Origin of the sequence: Nocardiopsis sp. MT53, assembly GCF_019598965.1 — a bacterium.
Classification (GTDB): Bacteria; Actinomycetota; Actinomycetes; order Streptosporangiales; family Streptosporangiaceae; genus Nocardiopsis; species Nocardiopsis changdeensis.
This window is the reverse complement of sequence record NZ_CP080599.1, coordinates 889,674-912,769: the sequence shown is the minus strand read 5'-3', so window position 1 is coordinate 912,769 and position 23,096 is coordinate 889,674. Positions and strand designations below refer to the sequence as shown.

20 protein-coding genes are annotated in these 23,096 nt (G+C 73.4%); 18 read left to right on the top strand and 2 right to left on the bottom strand.

All coding sequences use genetic code 11. From position 1 onward, the window contains the following. Nucleotides 1-39 precede the first annotated feature (39 nt). Entirely contained in the window at nucleotides 40-2,664 is a 2,625-nt protein-coding gene (locus K1J57_RS03835) for a S8 family serine peptidase (RefSeq protein WP_255646829.1), read from the bottom strand. Between the two features lie 626 nt (nucleotides 2,665-3,290). On the opposite strand from K1J57_RS03835, the gene K1J57_RS03830 reads away from it, so the two are divergent. The 16 genes from K1J57_RS03830 (at nucleotide 3,291) to K1J57_RS03755 (ending at nucleotide 19,409) form a co-directional block, all read left to right on the top strand. Continuing rightward, nucleotides 3,291-4,298 carry an ABC transporter substrate-binding protein gene (locus tag K1J57_RS03830; protein ID WP_220563101.1) on the top strand — a complete coding sequence of 336 codons (1,008 nt, stop codon included), beginning with the start codon at nucleotides 3,291-3,293 and terminating at the stop codon, nucleotides 4,296-4,298. Beyond that, nucleotides 4,298-5,335: an iron ABC transporter permease gene (locus tag K1J57_RS03825; RefSeq protein WP_220563100.1), complete on the top strand. Its 1,038-nt coding sequence runs from the start codon at nucleotides 4,298-4,300 to the stop codon at nucleotides 5,333-5,335. Before K1J57_RS03830 ends, K1J57_RS03825 begins: the two co-directional genes overlap by 1 nt. Before the next feature lie 90 nt (nucleotides 5,336-5,425). Then, on the top strand, nucleotides 5,426-6,607 hold the full coding sequence (ftsY, locus tag K1J57_RS03820) for a signal recognition particle-docking protein FtsY (RefSeq protein ID WP_220563099.1): 1,182 nt from the start codon (nucleotides 5,426-5,428) through the stop codon (nucleotides 6,605-6,607). A 438-nt stretch (nucleotides 6,608-7,045) separates the two neighbouring features. Next, entirely contained in the window at nucleotides 7,046-8,371 is a 1,326-nt protein-coding gene (locus tag K1J57_RS03815; RefSeq protein ID WP_220563098.1) for an ammonium transporter, read from the top strand. 379 nt (nucleotides 8,372-8,750) lie between these two features. Further along, nucleotides 8,751-9,956 (top strand): hypothetical protein, encoded by a 1,206-nt coding sequence (locus tag K1J57_RS03810; RefSeq protein ID WP_220563097.1) that lies wholly within the window; start codon nucleotides 8,751-8,753, stop codon nucleotides 9,954-9,956. A gap of 142 nt (nucleotides 9,957-10,098) precedes the next feature. Continuing rightward, the gene (gene ffh / locus K1J57_RS03805; RefSeq protein ID WP_220563096.1) at nucleotides 10,099-11,691 is read left to right on the top strand and encodes a signal recognition particle protein; all 1,593 of its coding nucleotides are present in this window, start codon (nucleotides 10,099-10,101) and stop codon (nucleotides 11,689-11,691) included. Between the two features lie 179 nt (nucleotides 11,692-11,870). After that, nucleotides 11,871-12,314, top strand: a complete 444-nt coding sequence (gene rpsP / locus K1J57_RS03800; protein WP_220563095.1) for a 30S ribosomal protein S16 — start codon at nucleotides 11,871-11,873, stop codon at nucleotides 12,312-12,314. 1 nt (nucleotide 12,315) lies between these two features. Beyond that, the gene (locus tag K1J57_RS03795) at nucleotides 12,316-12,558 is read left to right on the top strand and encodes an RNA-binding protein (protein ID WP_220563094.1); all 243 of its coding nucleotides are present in this window, start codon (nucleotides 12,316-12,318) and stop codon (nucleotides 12,556-12,558) included. A 159-nt stretch (nucleotides 12,559-12,717) separates the two neighbouring features. Then, nucleotides 12,718-13,230, top strand: a complete 513-nt coding sequence (rimM, locus tag K1J57_RS03790) for a ribosome maturation factor RimM (protein WP_220563093.1) — start codon at nucleotides 12,718-12,720, stop codon at nucleotides 13,228-13,230. 10 nt (nucleotides 13,231-13,240) lie between these two features. Next, nucleotides 13,241-14,005 carry a tRNA (guanosine(37)-N1)-methyltransferase TrmD gene (trmD, locus tag K1J57_RS03785; RefSeq protein ID WP_220563092.1) on the top strand — a complete coding sequence of 255 codons (765 nt, stop codon included), beginning with the start codon at nucleotides 13,241-13,243 and terminating at the stop codon, nucleotides 14,003-14,005. A gap of 214 nt (nucleotides 14,006-14,219) precedes the next feature. After that, nucleotides 14,220-14,579 carry a 50S ribosomal protein L19 gene (gene rplS / locus K1J57_RS03780; RefSeq protein ID WP_220563091.1) on the top strand — a complete coding sequence of 120 codons (360 nt, stop codon included), beginning with the start codon at nucleotides 14,220-14,222 and terminating at the stop codon, nucleotides 14,577-14,579. Nucleotides 14,580-14,641: 62 nt separating this feature from the next. After that, nucleotides 14,642-15,502 carry a signal peptidase I gene (gene lepB / locus K1J57_RS03775; protein ID WP_220563090.1) on the top strand — a complete coding sequence of 287 codons (861 nt, stop codon included), beginning with the start codon at nucleotides 14,642-14,644 and terminating at the stop codon, nucleotides 15,500-15,502. A gap of 225 nt (nucleotides 15,503-15,727) precedes the next feature. Then, nucleotides 15,728-16,054 carry a DUF2469 domain-containing protein gene (locus K1J57_RS03770; RefSeq protein WP_073379808.1) on the top strand — a complete coding sequence of 109 codons (327 nt, stop codon included), beginning with the start codon at nucleotides 15,728-15,730 and terminating at the stop codon, nucleotides 16,052-16,054. A 79-nt stretch (nucleotides 16,055-16,133) separates the two neighbouring features. Beyond that, the gene (locus K1J57_RS03765; RefSeq protein ID WP_220563089.1) at nucleotides 16,134-16,499 is read left to right on the top strand and encodes a YraN family protein; all 366 of its coding nucleotides are present in this window, start codon (nucleotides 16,134-16,136) and stop codon (nucleotides 16,497-16,499) included. Between the two features lie 142 nt (nucleotides 16,500-16,641). Further along, nucleotides 16,642-18,165 carry a YifB family Mg chelatase-like AAA ATPase gene (locus K1J57_RS03760; RefSeq protein ID WP_220565330.1) on the top strand — a complete coding sequence of 508 codons (1,524 nt, stop codon included), beginning with the start codon at nucleotides 16,642-16,644 and terminating at the stop codon, nucleotides 18,163-18,165. 107 nt (nucleotides 18,166-18,272) lie between these two features. Next, nucleotides 18,273-19,409: a DNA-processing protein DprA gene (locus K1J57_RS03755; RefSeq protein WP_220563088.1), complete on the top strand. Its 1,137-nt coding sequence runs from the start codon at nucleotides 18,273-18,275 to the stop codon at nucleotides 19,407-19,409. A 2-nt stretch (nucleotides 19,410-19,411) separates the two neighbouring features. Here the strand turns inward: K1J57_RS03755 and K1J57_RS03750 are convergent, their stop codons facing one another. Further along, nucleotides 19,412-20,539 (bottom strand): helix-turn-helix domain-containing protein, encoded by a 1,128-nt coding sequence (locus tag K1J57_RS03750; RefSeq protein WP_220563087.1) that lies wholly within the window; start codon nucleotides 20,537-20,539, stop codon nucleotides 19,412-19,414. Between the two features lie 341 nt (nucleotides 20,540-20,880). Between K1J57_RS03750 and K1J57_RS03745 the strand changes: the two genes are divergently transcribed. Both K1J57_RS03745 and K1J57_RS03740 read left to right on the top strand, forming a co-directional pair. Continuing rightward, entirely contained in the window at nucleotides 20,881-22,224 is a 1,344-nt protein-coding gene (locus K1J57_RS03745; RefSeq protein ID WP_220563086.1) for an NAD(P)/FAD-dependent oxidoreductase, read from the top strand. After that, on the top strand, nucleotides 22,221-23,084 hold the full coding sequence (locus K1J57_RS03740; protein WP_220563085.1) for an SDR family oxidoreductase: 864 nt from the start codon (nucleotides 22,221-22,223) through the stop codon (nucleotides 23,082-23,084). Before K1J57_RS03745 ends, K1J57_RS03740 begins: the two co-directional genes overlap by 4 nt. Nucleotides 23,085-23,096: the final 12 nt, after the last annotated feature.

Below are 23,096 nucleotides of genomic sequence, written 5' to 3'. Positions count from 1 at the left end.
CCCCTCCCGGAGAGGGGACGGCCGCGGGCCGGGGAGGGGTCAGCCCCGGTCGATGGTGATGACCGGGGAGGTCCAGGTCTCCCAGTGGTCGGGGTTCCCGGCGTCGCCGAGCGCCTTGAGGGCGCGCAGCTCCAGCCGGTACTCGCCGTCCCTCACGTCCTTGACGCGGCCGTGCGCGTCGACGTAGGTGCCATCCCACACGTAGCTGTGGAACGAGGTCGGCGTGGCGTTGCGGCCGACGTGGTCGACCGACACCGCGATGTTGTTGCGCGGGTGGACCGGGCGGCCGGTCCGCTCGTCGATGACCACCAGCTCCAGCCTGGAGACGTGGTGGTCGAGGTGCGCGATGACGTAGGGGGCGTCGGGCAGGCCGTCCACCCACTCCAGGGTGTAGGTCTCGCCGTCGGGGCGGTTCTCGAACGTCCCGCCGTCGGCGCACTCCAGGCCGGAGAACGCGGCGCACCCGGTGATCCGGGTCAGCCAGGGCAGCCCGTACTCGGTCGGGGTGACCGCGGTGATCTCCTGGTAGTCCCCGTTGTAGGCGGCGTAGGGGACCCGGAAGGTCTCCCCGCCGACCTGGGACACCACCACGTAGCCGCCGTAGACCATCTGCTCGTAGTCGCGGGCGGGCGGGGTGACGGTGACCCGGACGTCCACGGAGTCGCCCGCGGCGACGGTCACCTTGTCGGAGTCGAACGCCACGTCGGCGGAGCCGTCGTTGAAGCTCGGCGCGAAGGTGTCGCCGTGGGTGCCCAGCGCGCTCTCGTGGGAGAGCTCGTACACGGCCTCCTCGTCGCCGTCGTTGGTGATGGTGACGGTCTCCGTGGCCGGCCCCCCGGTCGCGCCCAGGGACAGCTTGCCCGGGGTGACCGTGGAGGCGGCCAGCACCGAGCCGGGGACGTCGAGCATGCCCGCGCCCTGGCGGTGGACGTTGTCCAGGAGGCCGAGGCCGGGGTTGCCCCACCAGGCCCGGGGGTCGGCGCTGTTCTGGAGGACGGTGCGCACCTCGTGCGCGTCCAGGTCGGGGCGGGCCTGGAGGAGCAGGGCCACGCCGCCGGCCACGTGCGGCGACGCCATCGAGGTGCCGCTGATGGTGGCGTAGCCGCCCTTGGCCATCGGGTAGGTCGAGTTGATCAGGCCGCCGGGGGCGCCGATGTCCGGCTTGACGGAGAGGTCCGCGGCCAGGCCGTAGGAGCTGAAGGAGCTGATCAGGCCGCCGGTGGGGTTGGGGACGGTGGAGGTCTGCTCGGTCCACTCCAGGGTGACGGGCTCGCCGCCCTCCAGCAGCTCCAGCAGGTGGGCGCCGGAGGTGTCGGAGACGCCGACGGAGAAGGCGTCGCCCGCCGCGACGCCGCCGCCGGCGAACAGGCCGGGCACGTTGTTGTAGATGACGACGCCGGTGGCGCCGGCCGCCACGGCCGCGTCGTACTTCTCGGCGAAGGTGCACCCGCCGCGGATGACGAGCGCCGTCCGCCCGGTCATGTCGCCGACCTCGTCGCCGAGGGCGGTACAGGCCCGGCCGGCCTCGGCGAGCGGGTCGGTGGCGCCCGAGGTGGGCGGCACCGGGGCGTCGTCCATCTCCATGTAGGGGACGGGCTCGCCGCCGGGCCGCGCGAGGGCGGTGGCGGTCCGCACGTGGGTGTTGTCGAAGGAGGCGACGCCGATGACGTTCTCGCCCAGGCCGGGGGCGCCCGCCGAGTACAGGCCGGTGGCGCCCTCGTTGCCGATGGAGGCGACGACGACCATGCCCTCGTCGACCAGGTTGTCGGCGGCGGTGGCGGTCGGGTACTGCGGCCAGGAGTGGGAGGAGCCGATGCTCATGTTGAGCACGTCCATGTCGTCGGCCAGCGCCTGCTCCATGGCCGCGATCATGATGTCGGAGGTGGTGGAGCCGGAGCAGCCGAACACCTTGTAGGCGCCGAACTCGACGTCGGGGGCCACACCGGTGACCTCGCCCTCGGCGCCGACGATGCCCGCGACGTGGGTGCCGTGGCCGTTGCAGTCCTGGGGGTCCGAGTCGGGCACCGGGACGGCGGCCGGGTCCTGGGCGTTGAAGTCGTCGCCGACGAAGTCGTGGCCGGTGACCACGCGGTCGTTGGGGAAGCCGCCGCCGCCCAGGTCGGGGTGGGTGTAGTCGACGCCGGTGTCCATGACGGCGACCCGGACGCCCTCGCCCCTGAGGCCGAGCTCGTTCTGGGCGATGTCGGCGCCGGTCATGGGGAGGGCGGTGTCGAGGTCGGGGACGCTCTCGTCCACCTCGGGGATCTGGTAGGTGACGACGGGGTAGATGGCCCGGACGCCGGGGATCTCGCGCGCGGTGCTCACCTGCGCGTCGTCCATCTCGACGGAGAAGCCGTTCCACAGGTCGCTGAAGGAGTGGCGTTCGTCGTACTCCAGGCCGAACGCCTCGGCCTCGGTGCGGAACTCGTCCTGCTCGGCGTCGACCTTCGACTCGGAGGTGCCCTGGGTGGTGGGCGGGCTCTCCAGCTCGATGAACCACAGGCCGTTCGCCTGGTGGACCAGTTCGCCGTCGCCGGGGGCGGGAACGGGGTGCAGGGGCGCGAGTTCCGAGATCTCGTCGGCTCCCGCCGGGGCGGCGGAGACGAGGCCCGCCAGCAGGGTCAGCCCGGCGAGTGACGCCAGGTGTTTACGGTGGGGTGCCACCTTGTCAACACATCCCTTCTCTGCGCGCGCCTCGGGACGCCGGGGGAATGGTGGCGGGACAGCCCGTGGGGGTACGGGGTACACGGTTGGGGCTATACACCGCGTCAAGTCCTTACTCGGTTAAATGGCGCGCATAGCAACGAGATCATTGCTGTGTGCCATCTCCGTGTCAATGTTCACCAAGACTCAATATGGCCACACAGAGGATGAAAACGCTCCCAAGTGACGTGTGTTTCGCAAGGTGAGAAAGCGGATGAAGTTCACTTTTGGGTAGATTCCCGGAGTCCTGAATTGTGGTACCGGGTCCCTTTTCCGCCCTCGCCCGCCGCGAACGCCGGGCCGGACCCGGCGCCGCCCCGGCCGGTGCCCGCCGGGCGCCGGCCAGTACAGTGGTGGGGCCGATCCGCCCCGTACACGGGCGACCGGCCGGTGTCGACAAAGCGAAGTCCGGTACCGCGGCCCGCCACGGCCGCCCAACCCGGCGCTGCCCCGCAACCGTGAAGCCCCGCCCCGGCGGGGACGAGCCGGGTCGCCTGACCGACACCGCACGCCACCGTCCTCGTGGGAGGGACAGGGCCGTCCTCCGCCATGGCCGCTCCCCTTCCCCCGGTTCCCCAAGGAGCACCGTGCGGATCGCACACCGACTTCCCGCCGTCCTGCTGGGCGCGACACTCGCCCTCACCGCCTGCGGCGGCCAGGGCGAGGAGCCCGAGCCCGCCGAGTCCGCCGAGCCGGGTACCGACACCGCCGCCGCGACCTGCGCGCCGCCCGCGGCCGACCCGGACCGCCCCGGCGTCGGCGACGGCACCTTCCCGGTCACCCTCACCGACGCCACCGGCGAGGTCACCCTGGAGGCCGCCCCCGAGCGGATCGTCTCCCTCTCCCCGAGCCACACCGAGATGCTCTTCGCCATCGGCGCGGGCGACCTGGTGGAGGCGGCCGACGAGTACTCCAACCACCCGCCCGAGGCGCCCACCACCGACCTGAGCGGGTTCACCCCCAGCGTGGAGGCCGTCACCGAGTACGACCCCGACCTGGTCGTCATGTCCGACAGCACCGCCGAGGTCGCCGAGCAGCTCGGCGAGGTGGACATCCCCACCCTGGTCCTGCCGGCCGCCGCCACCCTGGAGGACACCTACGCCCAGATCCGCCTGCTGGGCGACGCCACCGGCCACAGCGAGGACGCGGACGCCGAGGCGACCCGGGTCGAGACCGAGTTCGCCGAGGTCGTCGAAGAGGTCTGCGCCGAGGCGGGCGACAGCGGCCTGAGCTTCTACCAGGAGCTGGACGAGACCCCCTTCGCCGCCACCTCCGAGACCTTCGTCGGCCAGGTCTACTCCTCGTTCGGCCTGGTCAACATCGCCGACGCGGCCGACGACGGCACCGCCGGGGGCTATCCGCAGCTCTCGCAGGAGTACATCGTCGAGGAGAACCCCGACCTGATCTTCCTGTCCTACGGCGACGAGGCCGCCGTCGGGGCCGTGGCCGAGCGCCCCGCCTTCGACACCGTCACCGCCGTCCAGAACGACGCCGTCTACCTGCTCGACGCCGACATCGCCTCCCGCTGGGGGCCGCGCGTGGTCGACTTCGCCCGGCTCGTCGGCGACGCCGTCCTCGAGAACGCGGACAAGTAGTGCCCCGGGGCGTTGTCGGTGTCCCCCTCGGCTGGGGCGCGGGCGGCCTGGTCCTGTTGGCCGCGGCCGTCCTCTTCGGGGTCTCCGCGGGAGCGGCCTCCCTGTCCGCGTCCGACATCGTCCTGCACCTGCTGAGCCTCCTGCCGCTCGACGTGGAGTCACCGCTCACCGAGCGGCAGGCGGCCCTGCTGGTCGAACTCCGGCTGCCCCGGGTGGTCATGGGCGCCGTGGTCGGAGCCCTGCTGGCCACCGCGGGCGCCGCCTACCAGGGCGTCTTCCGCAACCCGCTGGCCGACCCCTACCTGCTGGGGGCCGCCGCCGGGGCCGGGCTGGGCGCCACCGCGGTCATCGTCTTCGGCGCCCAGATCAGCGACGAGCCCCGGGCCCTGGTGCCGGTGGCCGCCTTCGCCGGGGCCCTGGCCGGGGTCGCCGCCGCCTACCTGCTCGGCACCACCGCGGGCGGGGGCGGCACCGCCGCGCTCGTCCTGGCCGGGGTGGCGGTGTCCTCGTTCCTGTCGGCCGTCCAGACGTTCGTGCAGCAGATGGGCACCGACCAGCTCCAGCGCATCTACGCCTGGCTGCTGGGCGGACTGGGCCGGGGAGGCTGGGACGACGTGCGCCTGATCGCCCCCTACGCGGTGACCGGGATGCTCGTCCTGCTGGTGTGCGGCCACCTGCTGGACATGCTCGCGCTGGGCGACGACAAGGCCGTCAGCCTGGGGCTGGACCCGGCCGTGGTGCGGATCACCGTGATCTCCGCCGCCTCCCTGGCCACCGCCGCGGCGGTCTCGGTGAGCGGCCTCATCGGGTTCGTCGGCATCGTGGTGCCGCACATCGTGCGCCGGCTGGTGGGGTCGAGCTACCGGGCCGTCCTGCCGGTGACCATGATCGTCGGCGCGGCCTTCCTGGTCGCCGTCGACATCGTCGCGCGCACCGTCGCGGCACCGGCCGAACTGCCGATCGGGGTGGTCACCGCGTTCCTGGGGGCGCCGTTCTTCGTGCTGATCCTGCGCACCACACGCCACCGCTCCGTCTGAACGGGCCCGTGCCCGGTCACCGGTTCGTTCCCGGCACGCCACCACGGTGTGATGCGAATGCGTCGAACACTCTGGGAGACTGGGCGGGCTATGGAAATCTACTTGTACGCAGGTCTTGCCATCGTCCTCGTGCTCGCGGCCGTCGGCGGATTCTTCCTGGTCAGGACCCGGCGTTCGGTCGCGCCGGGCGAGGAGGAGACCGCTCCCGAGGTCACCCGCGAGCCCCAGCCGACCACCCCGGAGGACCGGGAGAAGGACGGCGGGGCCGACCTCCTCCCGCCCGCCCAGGCACCTCCGGCGGGCGCGACCGCGGCCCCCGCACCGCCCGCCGAACCCGAGCTGGAGACGCCCCCGCCCTCGGCCGGACGCATGGTCCGGCTGCGCGCCCGGCTCGCCCGCTCGCAGAGCGCCCTGGGCCAGGGGCTGCTCAACCTCCTGTCCTCCTCCTCCCTCGACGAGGACGCCTGGGAGGAGATCGAGGACACCCTCATCACCGCCGACATCGGCGTCACCTCGGCCACGCAGATCGTGGAGAACCTGCGCACCAAGGTCAAGGTGCTGGGGACCCGCGACCGCGACGAGGTCCGCGCCCTGCTCCGCGAGGAGCTGCTCGCCCAGATCCGCACCGACGCCGACCGGGCGGTGCACACCGCGCCGCACGGCGACCGCCCCGCGGTCATCATGGTCGTCGGCGTCAACGGCACCGGGAAGACCACCACCACGGGCAAGCTGGCCCGGGTGCTGGTGGGCGACGGCCGCTCGGTCGTCCTGGGCGCCGCCGACACCTTCCGCGCAGCCGCCAGCGAGCAGCTCCAGACCTGGGGGTCGCGGGTGGGCGCCCCGGTCGTGCGCAAGGAGGAGGGCGCAGACCCGGCCAGCGTGGCCTTCGACGCGGTGGCGCGCGGCATCGAGGACGGCGCCGACACCGTCATCATCGACACCGCCGGGCGCCTGCACACCAAGACGGGCCTGATGGACGAGCTCGGCAAGGTCAAGCGCGTGGTGGAGAAGAAGTCCCAGGTGGACGAGGTGCTGCTGGTGCTGGACGCCACCACCGGCCAGAACGGCCTGCGCCAGGCGCGGGTGTTCGCCGAGGTGGTCAACGTGACCGGCATCGCGCTCACCAAGCTGGACGGTACCGCCAAGGGCGGCATCATCGTGCAGGTCCAGCGGGAGCTGGGCGTGCCGGTCAAGCTGGTCGGCCTGGGGGAGGGCCCCGACGACCTGGCGCCGTTCGACCCCGAGGTGTTCGTGGACGCCATCCTCGGCTGAGCGCGGACCCCTCCACGGCGGCCGGCCGCCCCCGACACGGGGCGGTAGGCCGCCGGCGTCTCCGGGGGAGTCGCGCGAGCTTACTGTGACCCACGTCATGCAATTGAAATACCGGTGTTACACGGAGGGGTGACTTCCTGGCAATGACTCCGTTATCGCCGTGAGATGTGACGCTGTGTTGCGCGAACGTCGCCCAGAGTCGATGCGAGGGCGGTCGCCCTGCGCCGGTGCACGTGCATTGGCCGCATGCGGGGGGTCCGTTCACGGGGCGTTAACACGGCTGGCTGTCCTTTTACGCCCGTGCAACACGTGGGGCGCCACCGAGAAACACCCCGGTCGGACAGTTGCCTGCGTGGTGTTCTGCATCGGGCCCGATGATGCGCTCGCTGACTGCCGCCCTCACAGACAATCCCCCGTCCGTCCTATGGAGGCGACGTAATGATTGACACCGGCACGACAGCCTGGTTGTTGACCAGTGCCGCGCTCGTGATGCTCATGACACCGGGCCTGGCCTTCTTCTACGGAGGCATGTCGCGGGCCAAGAGCGTCCTGAACATGATGCTGATGAGCTTCGCCAGCATCGCCATCGTGAGCATGCTCTGGGTCCTGGTCGGCCACTCGCTGACCTACTCCGAGGGTTTCGGGCCCCTGCAGGCGTTCATCGGCGGCTTCGACTACGTCGGCCTCACCAGCCTGATCGGCGAGAACTCGGGTGAGGGCCCCGGTTCCTACCCGCTGCTGGTCGACGCCGGCTTCCAGATGATGTTCGCCATCATCACCGTCGCCCTGATCAGCGGTGCCATCGCCGACCGCGCCAAGTTCGGCGCCTGGCTGCTGTTCGTCCCGGTGTGGGCCCTGCTGGTCTACTTCCCCGTCGCCCACTGGGTCTGGGGCGAGGGCTGGATCGAGAGCATGACCATCGGCGGCTACAACGTCATCGACTTCGCCGGCGGCACCGCGGTCCACATCAACGCCGGCGCCGCGGCCCTGGCGCTGACCTTCGTGCTCGGCCGCCGCAAGGGCTTCGGCTCCGAGTCGATGCGCCCGCACAACCTGCCGTTCGTCCTGCTGGGCACCGCGCTCCTGTGGTTCGGCTGGTTCGGCTTCAACGCCGGCTCTGCCTACGTCGCCGACGGCACCGCCGCCCTGGCCCTGGTCAACACCCAGGTCGCGACCGCCGCCGCCACCGCCGCGTGGATGCTCGTCGAGCGCATCCGCTACGGCAAGGTCAGCGCCCTGGGCTTCGCGTCCGGCGCCGTCGCCGGCCTGGTCGCCATCACCCCGGCCGCCGCCAACCTCACCCCGGTCGGCGCGATCATCCTCGGCCTCGTCTCCGGCGGCGTCTGCGCCTACGCCATCAGCTGGAAGTTCAAGTTCAAGTACGACGACGCCCTGGACGTGGTCGGCATCCACATGGTCGGCGGCATCATCGGCTGCCTGGCCCTGGGCTTCCTGGCCGCCGACGTCACGGGCGGCTCCGCCGGCCTCTTCTACGGGGGCGGTGTCGGCCTCCTCGCCGTCCAGGCCGTCTCCGTGGTCGGCGTCATGCTCTACTCCTTCGTCATCACCTTCGTCATCGGCAAGGTCATCGACCTCATCATCGGGTTCCGCATCCCCGAGGAGGTCGAGACCAACGGGCTCGACCACGAGCTCCACGCCGAGTCGGCCTACGCCTTCGACGAACTCGACGAGCTGGAGGCGGAAGCGGTCTCCTCGCCGACGCCTCCGGGCGGGGAGACGGCCTCATCGCAGGTCAAGGCCTAGTCTTCAACGTTGAGGCCGGAGGTCTTGCGCCGCTGACGCGGTGAGGTGACCCAGGGGCCGGCGGGGAGTGATCCCCGCCGGCCCCGTCGTCGTCCACGGAACCACCGCCGATGTGGCATATGGGGGCATTCGTACCGGATGTTGGCCGTGTTCTGTGCTGTGGTTCGATACCCTGGCGGGGCGGCGCGGTCGGGGCGCCGGACGCCGCCGAGGCCGGTCGTACGGCCGGATCGCGCGAAGCGCCCATGCCGACCCGAACCCGGGGGCGCGCGGGCGCATCCCAGGGGGCGAACAGGTCGAGGGGGTGCACCCCGGCCGGACTCCCGGAAGAAACCACGCTGATTCGTACGTGCCCCGCACCGCGGGGTCAGGAGGCAAGATGGCGCCGGTCATTCACAACAGGCTTCGCAGGGGCGGGCGCACCGTGCTCGCCGCGGCGGGTGCGACGGTCGTGCTCGGCCTGGCCGGATGCTCCATCGACCTGAGCAACCTGCGCCCCGGCGGCGGCGAGGAGGAGCCCAGCCCCGAGCCCGCCGAGCCGGTGGCCGCCGCGCCCCTCGTGGAGCAGGCGCTGACCGACCTCGCCGGGTACCAGGGCCTGGTCGCCACCGGCCAGGTCGCCGAGAGCGTGGGCGCCGACGTGCGCGACGCCTCGCTCACCGTCGCCGACGGCGGCGCCGCCAACGGCACCATCCGCTCCGGCAGCATCGAGGCCGACCTCATTAGCGCCGACGGGCGGATCTTCATCCGGGCGCTGGAGGACTTCTGGCTCGACCAGGGCGTCTTCGCGCCCGACTTCGACGAGTTCGGCGGCAACTGGGTGCGGGCCTCCGGCGCGCAGGCCGGGATCGACCCCAGCGCCGTGCTCGCCCCGCCGGTCCTCGCCGAGATCCTGGGCGGCATCGAGCTGGAGTCGGACGAGGCCGTCGAGGAGAACCTGGACGGCACCCTCACCCACCGCGTCGACCTGGCGGGCGAGCGCAACCAGATATGGATCGACGCCGAGAGCGGCCAGATCAAGCGCATCGCCATCGAGGAGCTCGTGGCGCCGGAGGCCGAGAGCGGCCCCCAGGTCCGCCTGGACCTGGCCGAGGCCGACACCGCCGCCGTCGAGGAGCTCTACGACGGGGTCATCGCCGCCACCACGGACGAGCTCGGCTCCTCGCGCGACGCGCGCATCGAGGTCGGCTGGGAGGGCCAGGCCGAGATGACCTGCGAGGACGGCCCCAACTGCACCTGGTCGGGCACCGTCCGCGACGCCGCCGGGACCGGCAGCGGGACGGTCGCCGTCCGCATGGACGTGACCTTCAGCAACTCCGAGATCGGCGAGCAGACCTGCGACGACAGCGGGAACCTGGAGGCGGGCGGCACGCTGGACCTGTCGTGCAGCGCCGACTACAACATCGTCAGCCAGACCCAGCAGACGTACACGATCGACGGCAACGCCACCCTGAGCACCCGGGGCCTGCCCGGAAGCCAGCAGGAGAGCATGCTGGAGGCCCTGAACGAGCAGCGCGAGGCCACGCTGTCCGGCGGCGGGGAGCCCGCGGGCGAGGAGAGCGAGGAGGACGGGGGCGGCAACTGACACGCTCCGCGTCCGGGTGGGGGAGGGGCCGGGGTTTCCCGGCCCCTCCTCCCCGTTCCGGGCCCCCGACGGGTTTCCGCCGGTGTGACGAGGTCCGGGTAGGCTTAGAGACCAATTCCGAGACGAAGGACTGGCCACACTCGTGTTCGAGACGCTTTCCGACCGGCTGACATCGGTCTTCTCCTCGCTGCGGGGCAAGGGGCGCCTGTCCGAGGAGGACATCAACGCGACCGCGCGGGAGATCCGTCTCGCGCTGCTGGAGGCGGACGTCGCCCTGCCCGTGGTCCGTGATTTCATCGCGCGGATCAAGGAGCGCTCCCGGGGCGAGGAGGTCTCCAAGGCCCTCAACCCGGCCCAGCAGGTCATCAAGATCGTCAACGAGGAGCTCATCGAGGTCCTCGGCGGCGAGACCCGGCAGATCCGCTACGCCAAGAACCCGCCCACCGTCATCATGCTGGCGGGCCTCCAGGGCGCCGGTAAGACCACCCTGGCGGGCAAGCTCGCCAAGTGGCTGGCCGCGCAGCGCAACACGCCGCTGCTGGTCGCCGCCGACCTCCAGCGTCCCAACGCGGTCACCCAGCTCCAGGTCGTCGGCGAGCGCGCCGGCGCCCCCGTCTTCGCGCCCGAACCCGGCAACGGCGTGGGCGACCCGGTCGAGGTCGCGCGCGGTTCCATCGAGTTCGCGCGGCGCAACAACCACAACATCGTCATCATCGACACCGCCGGCCGCCTCGGTGTGGACACCGAGATGATGCAGCAGGCCGCGGACATCCGCGACGCCGTGTCGCCGGACGAGATCATCTTCGTCGTCGACGCGATGATCGGCCAGGACGCGGTCAACACCGCCCAGGCCTTCCTGGACGGGGTCGGCTACGACGCGGTCGCCCTCACCAAGCTCGACGGCGACGCGCGCGGCGGTGCCGCGCTGTCGATCCGGCACATCACCGGCCGTCCCATCATGTTCGCCTCCACCGGCGAGAAGCTGGACGACTTCGACCTGTTCCACCCGGACCGGATGGCCTCGCGCATCCTGGACATGGGTGACGTGCTCACGCTCATCGAGCAGGCGCAGCGCACGTTCGACGAGGCCGAGGTCCAGAAGATGGCCTCGACGATGGCGTCGGACGAGGACTTCACGCTGGACGACTTCCTCCAGCAGATGATGATGGTCCGCAAGCTCGGCCCCATCGGCAACCTGCTCGGCATGATGCCCGGCATGGGCCAGATGCGCGAGCAGATCGACAACATCGACGACAAGGCCCTGGACCGCCTCCAGGCGATCATCCAGTCGATGACGCCCGGCGAGCGGGCCAACCCCAAGATGATCAACGGCTCGCGCCGGCTGCGCATCGCCAACGGTTCGGGCACGCAGGTCGGCGACGTCAACAACCTGGTCACCCGGTTCTTCGAGGCGCAGAAGGTCATGCGCAAGATGAAGAACGGCGGCATGCCCGGGATCCCCGGCATGCCCGGCATGGGCGGTGGCGGCGGGGCCCGCAAGAAGGCCAAGGCCCAGCAGAAGAAGAAGGGCAAGCAGCGCAGCGGCAACCCGATGAAGGCCCGCCAGCAGGAGCTGGAGCGCCAGCAGCGCCGCAAGGAGCAGCAGGAGAACGCCCAGCCGCAGCTTCCGCCGGGGCTCGGCGGCGGCAAGCAGCCGCAGCTGCCCCCCGCGTTCGGCGGCGGCGGAATGCCGAACATGCCCGACCTGTCGGGATTCAAGCTGCCTGAGAAGTAGGCCACGCCGTGGGGCTGTCCAAGGAACCCGCGGGTGTCTGGCACAATGAGTAGTCGACTAACGGTGGCGGGCCGGCCCTCTAACTAGCCCGCCGCCCACGTCTGTTCCGGTGGGCTCCACAACCCCACGTGGCCGCCCCGCCGGGCGCCTCAACCGTTAATCGGGAGAAGACCACTCCAGTGGCTGTCAAACTGAAGCTCAAGCGTATGGGCAAGATCCGTACGCCCCAGTACCGCATCGTCGTCGCCGACGCCCGCACCAAGCGTGACGGCAAGGCGATCGAGGAGATCGGCAAGTACCACCCCAAGGAGCACCCGAGCCTCATCGAGGTCGACTCCGAGCGGGTCCAGTACTGGCTCGGCGTGGGCGCCCAGCCCTCCGACGCGGTCAAGGTCCTCCTGCGCAAGACCGGTGACTGGCAGAAGTTCAAGGGCCTGGCCGCGCCGGCCCCGCTGAAGGTCGCCGAGGCCAAGGACCCGGAGGCCAAGGAGGCCGCCTTCCAGGCCGCCCTGAAGGAGCTCGTGCTCCCCGGCGCCGAGAAGAAGACCGCCGCCCCGAAGAAGAAGGCGGAGAAGCCCGCCGCCGAGACCGCTGAGGCCGAGAAGTCCGAGGGCGAGGCCTGACGTGCTGGAAGAGGCGCTTGAGCACCTCGTGAAGGGGATCGTTGCGAACGCCGACGATGTCCAGGTGCGGGTCAAACGACTCCGCAAGGGCAAAGTCCTGGAGGTCCGGGTGCACCCCGACGACCTCGGCAAGGTGATCGGCCGTAACGGACGCACCGCCAAGGCCCTGCGCACCGTCATCGGCGCGCTGGCCGGCGGCCGCTACGTCCGCGTCGATCTGCTGGACCTGAACGAAGTGCGCTGACGCGCCTTGCGGGGGCGCCGATCCCGGTCGGCGCCCCCGCAGCCGTGCCCGGGGCCACACGGCCCCGGGCACGGTCTTTTCCCCCGCCGTTCCCGGCACCCGAGTTTCCCCTTGTTCCCCGACTACCCCGCGCGAGGGCGGGAGGGAGGACGGAGTCCCATGCGTCTGGTGGTCGGCCGTATCGGCCGCGCCCACGGCATCCGCGGCGACGTCGCCATCGACGTGCGCACCGACACCCCCGAGGAGCGGTTCTTCGTCGGCTCCGTCCTGGAGACCGACCGGCCCGGGGGCGGTCCGCTGACCGTCGGGGCGGTGCGCGTGCACAGCGGCCGCCTGCTGGTGCGCTTCAAGGGCGTCGCCGACCGCACCGCCGCCGAGGAGCTGCGCGGGACCACCCTGCTCATCGACTCCGAGGACCTGGAGCCCACCGGCGACCCCGACGAGTTCCACGACCACGAGCTCATCGGCCTGACCGCCGTGACGACCGGCGGCGAGGAGGTCGGGACGGTGGACGACGTGCTCCACCACGCCCAGGACGTCCTGGTCCTGGCCGCCCCCGGCGGCCGCGAGGTGCTCGTCCCGTTCGTCGCGGAGCTGGTCCCCGAGGTGGACGTGCCCGGCGGCCGGATCGTCCTGGACCCGCCCCCGGGGCTGCTCGACCTCGCCGACTGAAGGGCGCACCGTGCGCATCGACATCATCAGCATCTTCCCCGACTACTTCGCGCCGCTGGAGCTGTCCCTCATCGGCAGGGCGCGCGCCTCCGGGCTGCTCGACGTGCACGTCCACGACCTGCGCTCGTGGACCCACGACCGCCACAACACCGTGGACGACACCCCCTACGGCGGCGGCCCCGGCATGGTGATGAAGCCCGAGCCGTGGGGCGAGGCGCTGGACGCCGTGGTCGGCGACGCGCCCGCCCGGCTCATCCTGCCGACCCCCAGCGGCCGCCCCTTCCGGCAGGCCGACGCCGAGAGGCTGGCGGGGGAGGGGCACCTCGTGTTCGGCTGCGGACGCTACGAGGGCATCGACTCCCGGGTCGCCCAGGAAGCCGCGGAGCGGATGCCCGTCGAGGAGATCAGCATCGGCGACTACGTGCTCAACGGCGGGGAGTCGGCGACCCTGGTCATGGTCGAGGCGATCACCCGGCTGCTGCCCGGGGTGCTGGGCAACCGGGAGTCCGCGGTGCAGGACTCGTTCGCCTCCGGGGGCATGGAGAACCTGGTCGAGGGCCCGGTGTACACCAAGCCCTCCGAATGGCGCGGCCGCGGGGTGCCGCCGGTCCTGCTGTCGGGCGACCACGGCGCGGTCGACCGCTGGCGGCGCGACGAGGCGCTGCGCAAGACCGCGCGCAACCGCCCCGACCTGGTGGCCGCCATCCCCGCGGAGTCCCTGGACCGGCGGGACCGGGAGGTCCTGGCCGAGGAGGGTGTACCCGAGACCACCTGACCAGGTGGTTCGGTGCGCCGCACGGGATGTGGCAAACTGGGTGGGTTCCCCCCTGGTGATCCTCAGGCATCCGCATGCCGGCGGCACGACGTCGGCCTCTGTGTCGGTCACCCGGGCGGTTCGACAGTCAGACCCTTACGGGCCATCGCCCGCGCACCCCCGCACGCCCGCAGCGGGCGGGGTGGGGCGCGGAGCGCTATCGATGAGGATTCAGATGCACACCGCCATTCAGGAGCTGGAGAAGGCCCAGCTGCGTTCCGACGTCCCGGAGTTCCGCCCCGGTGACACCCTCAACGTTCACGTGCGCGTGACCGAGGGCAACCGTACCCGTGTCCAGGTCTTCAAGGGCGTTGTCATCCGCCGCCAGGGCTCCGGCAGCCGCGAGACCTTCACCATCCGCAAGGTGAGCTACGGCGTCGGCGTGGAGCGGACCTTCCCGATCCACACCCCGGCGATCGAGAAGTACGAGGTCGCGGCCCGTGGCCGTGTCCGCCGCGCCAAGCTGTACTACCTGCGCGACCTGCGCGGCAAGGCCGCCCGCATCCGCGAGCGCCGCGAGCCCGCCGGTCAGTAGTCGCCTGGTTCCTCTCCGGAGTCGCCCCCGCGGTTTTCCCGCGAGGTATAAGCTTCGGCTCGATGAGTACAGACGACAGGGACCTCGGCGCGGACGGGGTTCAGGACGAGGATTCCGCCCGGCCCGGCCCTGAGGAGCACGGCTCCCCACTGGCTCCCGAGTCCGATCAGGACTCGGGAGCCAGTGCTGTCTCCGAAGCCGGGGCCGCCGACGCGGAGGAGAAGGCGGACGAGTCGATGAGCAAGGAGAAGCAGGGGTCGTTCTGGAAGGAACTGCCCATCCTCATCGTGATCGCCCTGGTACTGGCGTTCGTGATCAGGACCTGGGTGATGCAGGCCTTCTACATCCCCTCCGGGTCGATGGAGAACACCCTCCAGGTCGGCGACCGCGTGCTCGTCAACAAGGTCGTCTACGAGATCCGGGACATCCGGCGCGGCGAGGTCGTGGTCTTCGACGGCGACGGGTCGTGGGACGACCCCAACACCGTGGTGGTCCCCGAGCCGACCAACCCGGTCTCGCGCGGCTTCACCTGGGTGCAGCAGCAGCTCGGCGCGGCGCCCACCGGCAAGGAGTACATCAAGCGGGTCATCGGCCTGCCCGGCGACGTGGTGCAGTGCTGCGACGAGCAGCAGCGGGTCACGGTCAACGGCGTCGCCCTGGACGAGGAGGAGTACCTCTACCCGGGCAGCCTGACCTCGCACGAGGAGTTCGGTCCGGTCACGGTGCCCGACGGGCACGTGTGGGTGATGGGCGACCACCGGGCGATCTCCTCCGACTCCCGGCGCAACCAGGGCAACCCCGGGGGCGGGGCGGTGCCCATCGACCACGTGGTCGGGCGGGCGTTCGTGATCATCTGGCCCTTCGACCAGGCCGGCGGCCTGGGGATCCCGGAGACCTTCGCGCGGCTCGACGACGACGCCTGACGGGCGGCCGGAGGGCCGGTCGGCGGGATCGGTCCGAGGAAATCCTCTCGTCCGGGCACGAAAGTCCGTTCCGTGACGCATGATGGATCCCAGACCGTGTGGGTCTCGCGTGGAACGTCCCAGGGCCTTCCCCCGTTGGGAACAGAGCGAAGGCCGACAACGAGTGGATGACAGGGAGGAACCGGACACCCCGGCCGGAGACTGCAGACGAAAGCGAGCACGTGGATGAGTTCTGAGGACCTGGAGAAGTACGAGGCCGAGATGGAGCTCCAGCTCTATCGCGAGTACCGGGACGTCGTGGGGCTGTTCGGCTACGTCGTGGAGACCGAGCGGCGGTTCTACCTGACCAACCACGTCGACCTGCAGCCGCGTTCCACCGAGAACGGGGAGATGTACTTCGAGGTCGTGATGGAGGACGCCTGGGTCTGGGACATGTACCGGCCCGCCAGGTTCGTCCGCAACGTCCGCGTCGTGACGTTCAAGGACGTCAACGTCGAGGAGATCACCAAGGCCGACATCGAGCTGCCGCCCGCGGAGGGCGGCAGGGACTGACGCCGGTTATCCACAGAAGAGAACCGACCCTGGCGGGACGCCGCCCGATCACCGACCGTGGTAACGGGAGGTGGTCGACGTGGACGTGTACGCCGCGTACCGGAGGGACCTGGGCGGCCTCGGCGAGGACCTGGCCGCCGCGTTCCTGGAACGAGCCGGGATACGGGTGGTGGACCGCAACTGGCGGTGCCCCGCCGGGGAGATCGACATCGTGGCGCGGGACGGCCCCGTGCTGGTCGTCGCCGAGGTCAAGACCCGCACCCGGCTGCTGCACGGGCACCCGGTGGAGGCCATCGGCCGGAGCAAGCGCGGACGGCTGCGCCGCCTGGGCCGGGCCTGGGCCCGCGCCCGCCGGGTGCCCGGGCGCCCCCTGCGCGTCGACGGCCTGGGCGTCCTGCTCACCGGCGGCCGCGTGTACGTCTCCCACGAGCGGGGCCTGTCATGACCGCCCCGCGGAATCCCGCCCGCCCCTCCCCGAGCCGTGTCCCCCCGAGCCCCCGCTGGTACGGGAGGGCGGGCGGAGGGCAGGAGTCACCGCCCCTTGACGGCGCGCCCTCTCCCAGGCGGCCCGTGCGGGGGGTGCGATGATCACGCTCGCCCGGACCCACTGCGTCGCGCTGCTGGGGGTGGAGGGACACGTCGTCGAGATCGAGGTGCACCTGGGCGGCGGCGACCCCGGGGTCACCCTGGTCGGCCTGCCCGACGCGGCGCTGCGCGAGGCCCGCGACCGCATCCGCGCGGCCCTGGCCAACAGCGGCGAGGCCTGGCCCAGCGGCCAGATCACCATCAGCCTGTCCCCGGCCAGCCTGCCCAAGGCGGGCAGCATGTTCGACCTCGCCATCGCCGCCGCCGTCCTGGCCGCGGAGGGGGCGGTGCCGCCGGACCCGCTGGCGGGCACGGTCCTCATCGCCGAGCTGGGGCTGGACGGCCGGGCCCGCCCGGTGCGCGGGGTGCTGCCCGCGGTCATCGCCGCCCGCGAGCGCGGCCACGACCGCTTCGTGGTCGCCCGGGGCAACGCCGCCGAGGCCGCCCTGGTCCCCGACATCGAGGTGGTCGCGGTCGACTCCCTGGAGGAGCTGTGCCGCTGGGCGCGGGAGGGCCTGTTCCCCGAGGCGCGGCCGCCCGACCCGGCGCCGCGGCCGCGCCGCCCCGCCGACACCGAGCCCGACCTGGCCGACGTGCTGGGCCAGCCGGTGGCCCGGCGGGCGGTGGAGATCGCCGCCGCGGGCGGGCACAACCTGATGATGCTCGGCCCGCCCGGCACCGGGAAGAGCCTGCTGGCCGAGCGGCTGCCCACGGTGCTGCCCCGGCTGGACCCGGCGGCGGCGCTGGAGGCCACCGCCATCCACTCGGTCGCCGGCCTGCTGCCCGCCGGGTCCCCGCTGGTCACGGTGCCGCCCTTCGCCGCGCCGCACCACACCTCCACCCGGTCGGCCATCATCGGCGGCGGCAGCGGCCACCCCGCCCCGGGGTGGGTGTCCAAGGCGCACCGCGGGGTCCTCTTCGTGGACGAGGCGCCGCAGTTCGGCCGGGGCGTGCTGGACTCGCTGCGCGAGCCGCTGGAGCGCGGCGAGGTGGTGCTGGCCCGGGCCTCCTCCACGGTCGTGTTCCCGGCCCGGTTCCAGCTGGTGATGGCGGCCAACCCCTGCCCCTGCGCCAAGCCGGGCGCCCTGTGCGACTGCCCCGCGGGGGAGCGGCGCCGCTACTTCTCCCGGATCTCCGGGCCGCTGCTGGACCGGATCGACCTCAAGGTCGAGCTGCCCCAGGTGGGCCGGGCCGAACTGCTCGCGGACCGGGCCTTCGCCGAGTCCTCGGCGGTGGTGGGCGCCCGGGTGCTCGCGGCCCGCGAGCGGGCGGCCGCCCGCCTGGAGCGGACCCCGTGGACCGCCAACGCCCAGGTGCCCGGCGCCCACCTGCGCCGGGAGTTCCCGGTGGAGCCCGGCGCGCTGCGCATCCTCGGGACGGCCATGGACCAGGGCCGGATCAGCGCGCGCGGGGTGGACCGCACCCTGCGCGTCGCCTGGACGCTGGCGGACCTGGCGGACCGCGACCGCCCCGGGGAGGAGGAGGTGGCCTATGCCTTCGCGCTGTGGTCCGGCCGCGCCTGGTGACGCCGGGACCGGGCCGTGGGGCCCACCGGGCGGCCGCCCACGCGGGCGGCGGCGGGGAGCGCGGCCCGGGGCGGGCCGCGGTGACGGGCGAGGCGAGGAGCGGTGCGGTGGACGAGGACGAGGTGCGGGCCCTGGCGGCGCTGACGACGGTGGCCCCGCCCGGGGACCCGTGGCTGGGGGCGGTGCTCGCCGAACACGGGGCGGCGCGGGTGTGGGCGGACCTGGTGGCCGGGGCACCGCCGCCGGCCGGACCGGCGGACGGGGAGGCGGTCGTGGACCGGGACCGGGTGGCGCTGCGCTGGCGGCGCTGGCACGCGCAGGCCCGCGGGGTGGACGTCGACGCCCTGCTGGCGGCCTCGGCCGCGGCCGGGGTCAGGTTCGTGGCGCCGGGGGACCCCGAGTGGCCCGGCAGGCTGGAGGCGCTGGACGCCCCCGGCGGCCGCCGCTCGCACGGACTGTGGGTGCGCGGCCGCGGCGACCTGCGCAACCTGTGCCTGCGCTCGGTGGCGATCGTCGGCTCCCGGGCGTCCACCCCCTACGGCGGGCACGTCGCCGCCGAACTCGCCTACGACCTGGCCGAGCGCTCCGTCGTGGTGGTGTCCGGCGGGGCCTACGGCATCGACGGCGCCGCGCACCGGGCCGCCCACGCGGCGGGCGCCACCGTGGTCGTGCTCGCCTGCGGGCCGGACGTGGACTACCCGCGCGGCCACGCCGGGATGTTCACCGACATCGCCCGCACCGGGGTCCTGGTGAGCGAGCGCCCCGTCGGCCTGCGCCCGCGGGCCAAGGACTTCCTGGTCCGCAACCGGCTCATCGCCGCGCTCACCCCCGGCACCGTGGTGGTCGAGGCCGGGCTGCGCAGCGGGGCGCTCAACACCGCCGCGCACGCCGCCGAGCTGCACCGGGTGCTCATGGCCGTCCCCGGACCGGTCACCTCGGCGATGTCCGCGGGCTGCCACCTGCTACTGCGCGACCGGCAGGCGGCCTGCGTCACGAGCGCCGAGGACGTGCTCGACCAGATCGGGCCCCTGGGCGGGGTCCCGCCCGGCCCGGTGCGGGTCACCGCAGAGCTGGCGCCCGAGAGCGCCCGGGTGCTGGCCGCCGTCCCCCGCGGCGGGGGCGGGCCCGCCGTCATCGCCCGGGCCTGCGGCCGGGACCTGGAGTCCACCATGCGGGCGCTGGGACTGCTGGCCGCCGCCGGGCTCGTGGAGCGCTGCCCCGCCGGGTGGCGGCCCGTCCGGTGAGGTCACTCGGCGGCGAGCAGCCAGGTCCGGCACAGCCACCAGGCGTCCACCGCGCCCAGCGGTGTGTACGGGTCCGTCCCGGTGGCCTCCGCGAAGCGCTGGAGCCGGTTGCGCACGGTGTTCGGGTGCACGAACAGGGCCTCGGCGGCCCTCGCCACGTCGCGGTCGCACTCGAACCAGGTGCGCACGGCCCGGGCCACGGGCAGCGCGTTCGCCCCGAGCGCCCGGCGGGCCGGAGCGTGGTGCCGCGCCAGCACCCCGGCCAGGTCGTCGCGCTCCACCACGGCGGCCAGCGCGGCCAGGCCGGCGATGTGCACCACCCCCGTGCGGCCCGCGGCCTCGGCCGCCGCCAGCGCCGACGCGGCCAGACGCCGCAGCTTGGACACGTGCTCCGGCTGCCCGGGCCCGGCCAGCCCCGCCGGCCCCGGCAGGGCGTCCGGGGCGGGGGAGCGGGCCAGCACCGCCACGAAGAGCCCGTCCACCTCGGCCGCCAGGACCGGCGCCGGGCCGCGCAGGTCCCGCTCCCAGCGGGCGGCGCTGTCCACCGGCTCCCCGGATCGGGCCGTCACCACCCACAGCTCCGCGGGCAGGCCCGCCTCGGCGGCGGCCAGCGACGCCGCCGAACCGCCCTCCAGCAGGCGCAGCAGCAGAGCGGTGTCCCGGGCGGTGGCGGACCGCTCCCGGTCGGCCAGGGTCTCGCGGTGGGCGGTGATCAGGCGGCCGCGCACCGCCTCGGCCCAGTCCTCGTACAGCTCGCGCATGTCGAGCAGCCGCTCGGCGCCCACCCCGTGGGCCCGGGCGATCTCCCGGACGTGCGCCCAGATCCCGCGTTCGGCGACGTGGATCGCGGACAGCACCGCCTCCACCGGGACGCCCTGGAGGGCCCGGGTCACCCCGAGCTCCTGGACGAAGCCCAGCTCGGCCTCGGTGGGCCCGCGCCGGGCGGCCACCGCCCGGGTCGCGGCCAGCAGCAGAGCCCGGGTGTGCGCGCTCATGTCGCCCGGGGTGAGCGCGGCCACCTCGCGCACCGAGCCGCGGACACCGGCCACGGTCGCCGCCAGCAGCCGGTCGTCGGCCACCACCTGTTCGATGACGGCGACCACGCCGTCCCAGTCCCCCCGCGGATCCATCAGCGCCTCCTCATGCGTTCCGCCGGATTGTGGCGGAGCACAACCCGGCCGGGCAAGGGTGTATCCGTGACCATGTCCTTCGGGCGAGGGGACGCTTACGATTGGTCCCGCGCACAAGCCCGGCGTCCGGGCGGCCGGTGTGCGGCGGCGGCCCCCTCTCCCCGAACAGGGCCGCGTCCCGGAAGCCGCGCCCTCCCCGAGCACACCGGCCCACGGCCGCCCCGCCGGCGCCGGCCCCGCCCCGGGCCCGGCGCCGACGGGGCGGGAACACCCCCGAGTACCGCGGCGCCCGCCGAACCGGGAAGGGCCCGGCGGGCGCCGCCCCCCACGAAAGGCCACCCATGAGCCGCCCACGCGTCGCCGTCATCGGAGCCGGGGCGGCGGGTCTGGCCGCCGCCAAGGCCCTGCTGGACCGCGGCCTGGAACCGGTGGTCCACGAACGCGGCGACCGCCCCGGCGGGCTGTGGGTGCGCACGGCCCCCGGCTCCCCGGCCTACGCCTCCCTGCACCTCAACACCAGCCGGGGACGCACCGGGTTCGCCGCCCGCCCCATGCCGCGGACGTGGCCCGACTACCCGTCGGCGGACCTCGTGGCCGGATACCTCGCCGACTACGCCGACGCCTTCGGGGTGACCGGGCACATCCGGTTCGGCACCGACGTCACCTCGGTGGAGCGCACGGAGGACGGCCGCTGGGAGGTGGCCGCCGGCCGGGACACCGCCCGCTACGACGCCGTCGTCGTCGCCAACGGGCACAACCGCGAACCCCGCATGCCCGCCGCGGCCTATCCGGGCGACTTCTCCGGCGTCCACATGCACGCCCGCGACTACAGCGACCCCGAACCGTTCCGGGGCCGCCGGGTCCTGGTCGTCGGCACCGGCAACTCCGCCATGGACATCGCCGTCGACGCCTCCCATGTCGCCCGCGGACCCGTCCTGCTGTCGGCCCGCCGCGGCGTCCACATCGTGCCCAAGTACCTGTTCGGGCGGCCCTCCGACGCGACCGGCGGGGCCCTGGCCGTGCTGCCCTGGCGCATCCGCCAGGCCGTCGCCCAGACCCTGCTGCGGCTGGCCGTGGGCCGCCCCCAGGACTACGGGCTGCCCGCCCCCTCCGGCGGACTGCTCCAGAACCACCCCACGGTCAGCGACACCGTCCTGAGCCGCCTCACCCACGGCGAGATCGTCGTCCGGCCGGGGATCGCGCGCTTCGAGGGCGACCGGGCGGTGTTCGCCGACGGGAGCGGGGACGCCGTCGACACTGTCGTCTGGGCCACCGGCTACCGCGTCGCCCTCCCCTTCCTCGACGAGCGCTGGACCGGCCCCGACCCCGAGCGCCTGCCCCTGTACAAGCGGGTGTTCCACCTGGACGACCCGAGCCTGGCGTTCGTCGGCCTCATGCAGTCCACCGGCGCCGCCCTGCCCGTCGTGGAGGCCCAGGGCGAACTCGTGGCCGCCCACCTGGCGGGGGAGTACGCCCTGCCCGACCCGGCCGCGCAGCGCCGGGCCGTCGCCCGCGACCTGCGCGCCGCCACCGCCCGCTGGGGCGACAGGCGCCCCATGATGCGGGTGGACTTCGACCACTACGTCGCCGACCTGCCCCGCGAGCGCGCCGCCGGGGCCAGGCGCCTGGCCGCCCGCCCCGAACGCGCCTTCGCGCCCGCCCGCCCCCAGGAGAGCCCCCGATGAGCCGACCCCTGCGCGACCTGCTGTCCGGCGGCCGCCGCGACCCCCGCGGCCTGCGCGTCCTGGTCACCGGGGCCTCGGGCACCTTCGGCCGGGCCCTGTGCACGAGGCTGAGCGACGCGGGCGCGCGGGTCGTCGGGCTGGACGCCCGCCCCCGCGGGGACGACCCCGTCGAGGTCCTCGCCTGCGACCTCACCGACGACGCCGCGGTGCCCGCGGCCGTCGCCGGGGCGCTGTCCCGGCTGGGCGGGCTCGACCTGCTGGTCAACAACGCCGGGATCGGCGGGCCCGCACCGGCCGAGCTGCCCCCGAGCGCCGAGGTCCGCCGCCAGCTGGACGTCAACCTGCTCGGCGCCTGGCGGGTCGGCGCCGCCTGCGTGGACGCCCTCGTCGACTCCCGGGGCCGGGTGGTCATGGTGTCCTCGCGCATGGCCGTCATGCAGCTGCCCCTGGCCGCCGCCTACGGGGCCTCCAAACGCGCGCTCGTCGCCTACGCCGACGCCCTGCGCCTGGAGCTGGCCCCGCACGTGACCGTCACCTGCGTCTACCCGTCGATGGTGCGCAGCCCCATCCACGACTCGACCGCCCGGGCGGGGCTGTCCCTGGAGGGGATGAGCACCTACGAGAGCCTGGACGGGGTCGTGGACACCGTGCTGCTGGCGGGGCTGTCGCGCCGTCCCCGCCGCGACCTGCCGACCACCCGCCGGGGCGCGGTCGAGTTCTTCCTGGCCCGGCACCTCCCGGCGGTCACCGACCGGATCGTCGCCCGCGCCCTGGCCGCCCGGGTCCGCTCCGGGGCCCTCGACGGGGCCGAACCCGCCCGCGGCGTGGTCCGGCGCACCGCTCCGCCGGAGGCGCGCTGATACCGTGCGTCC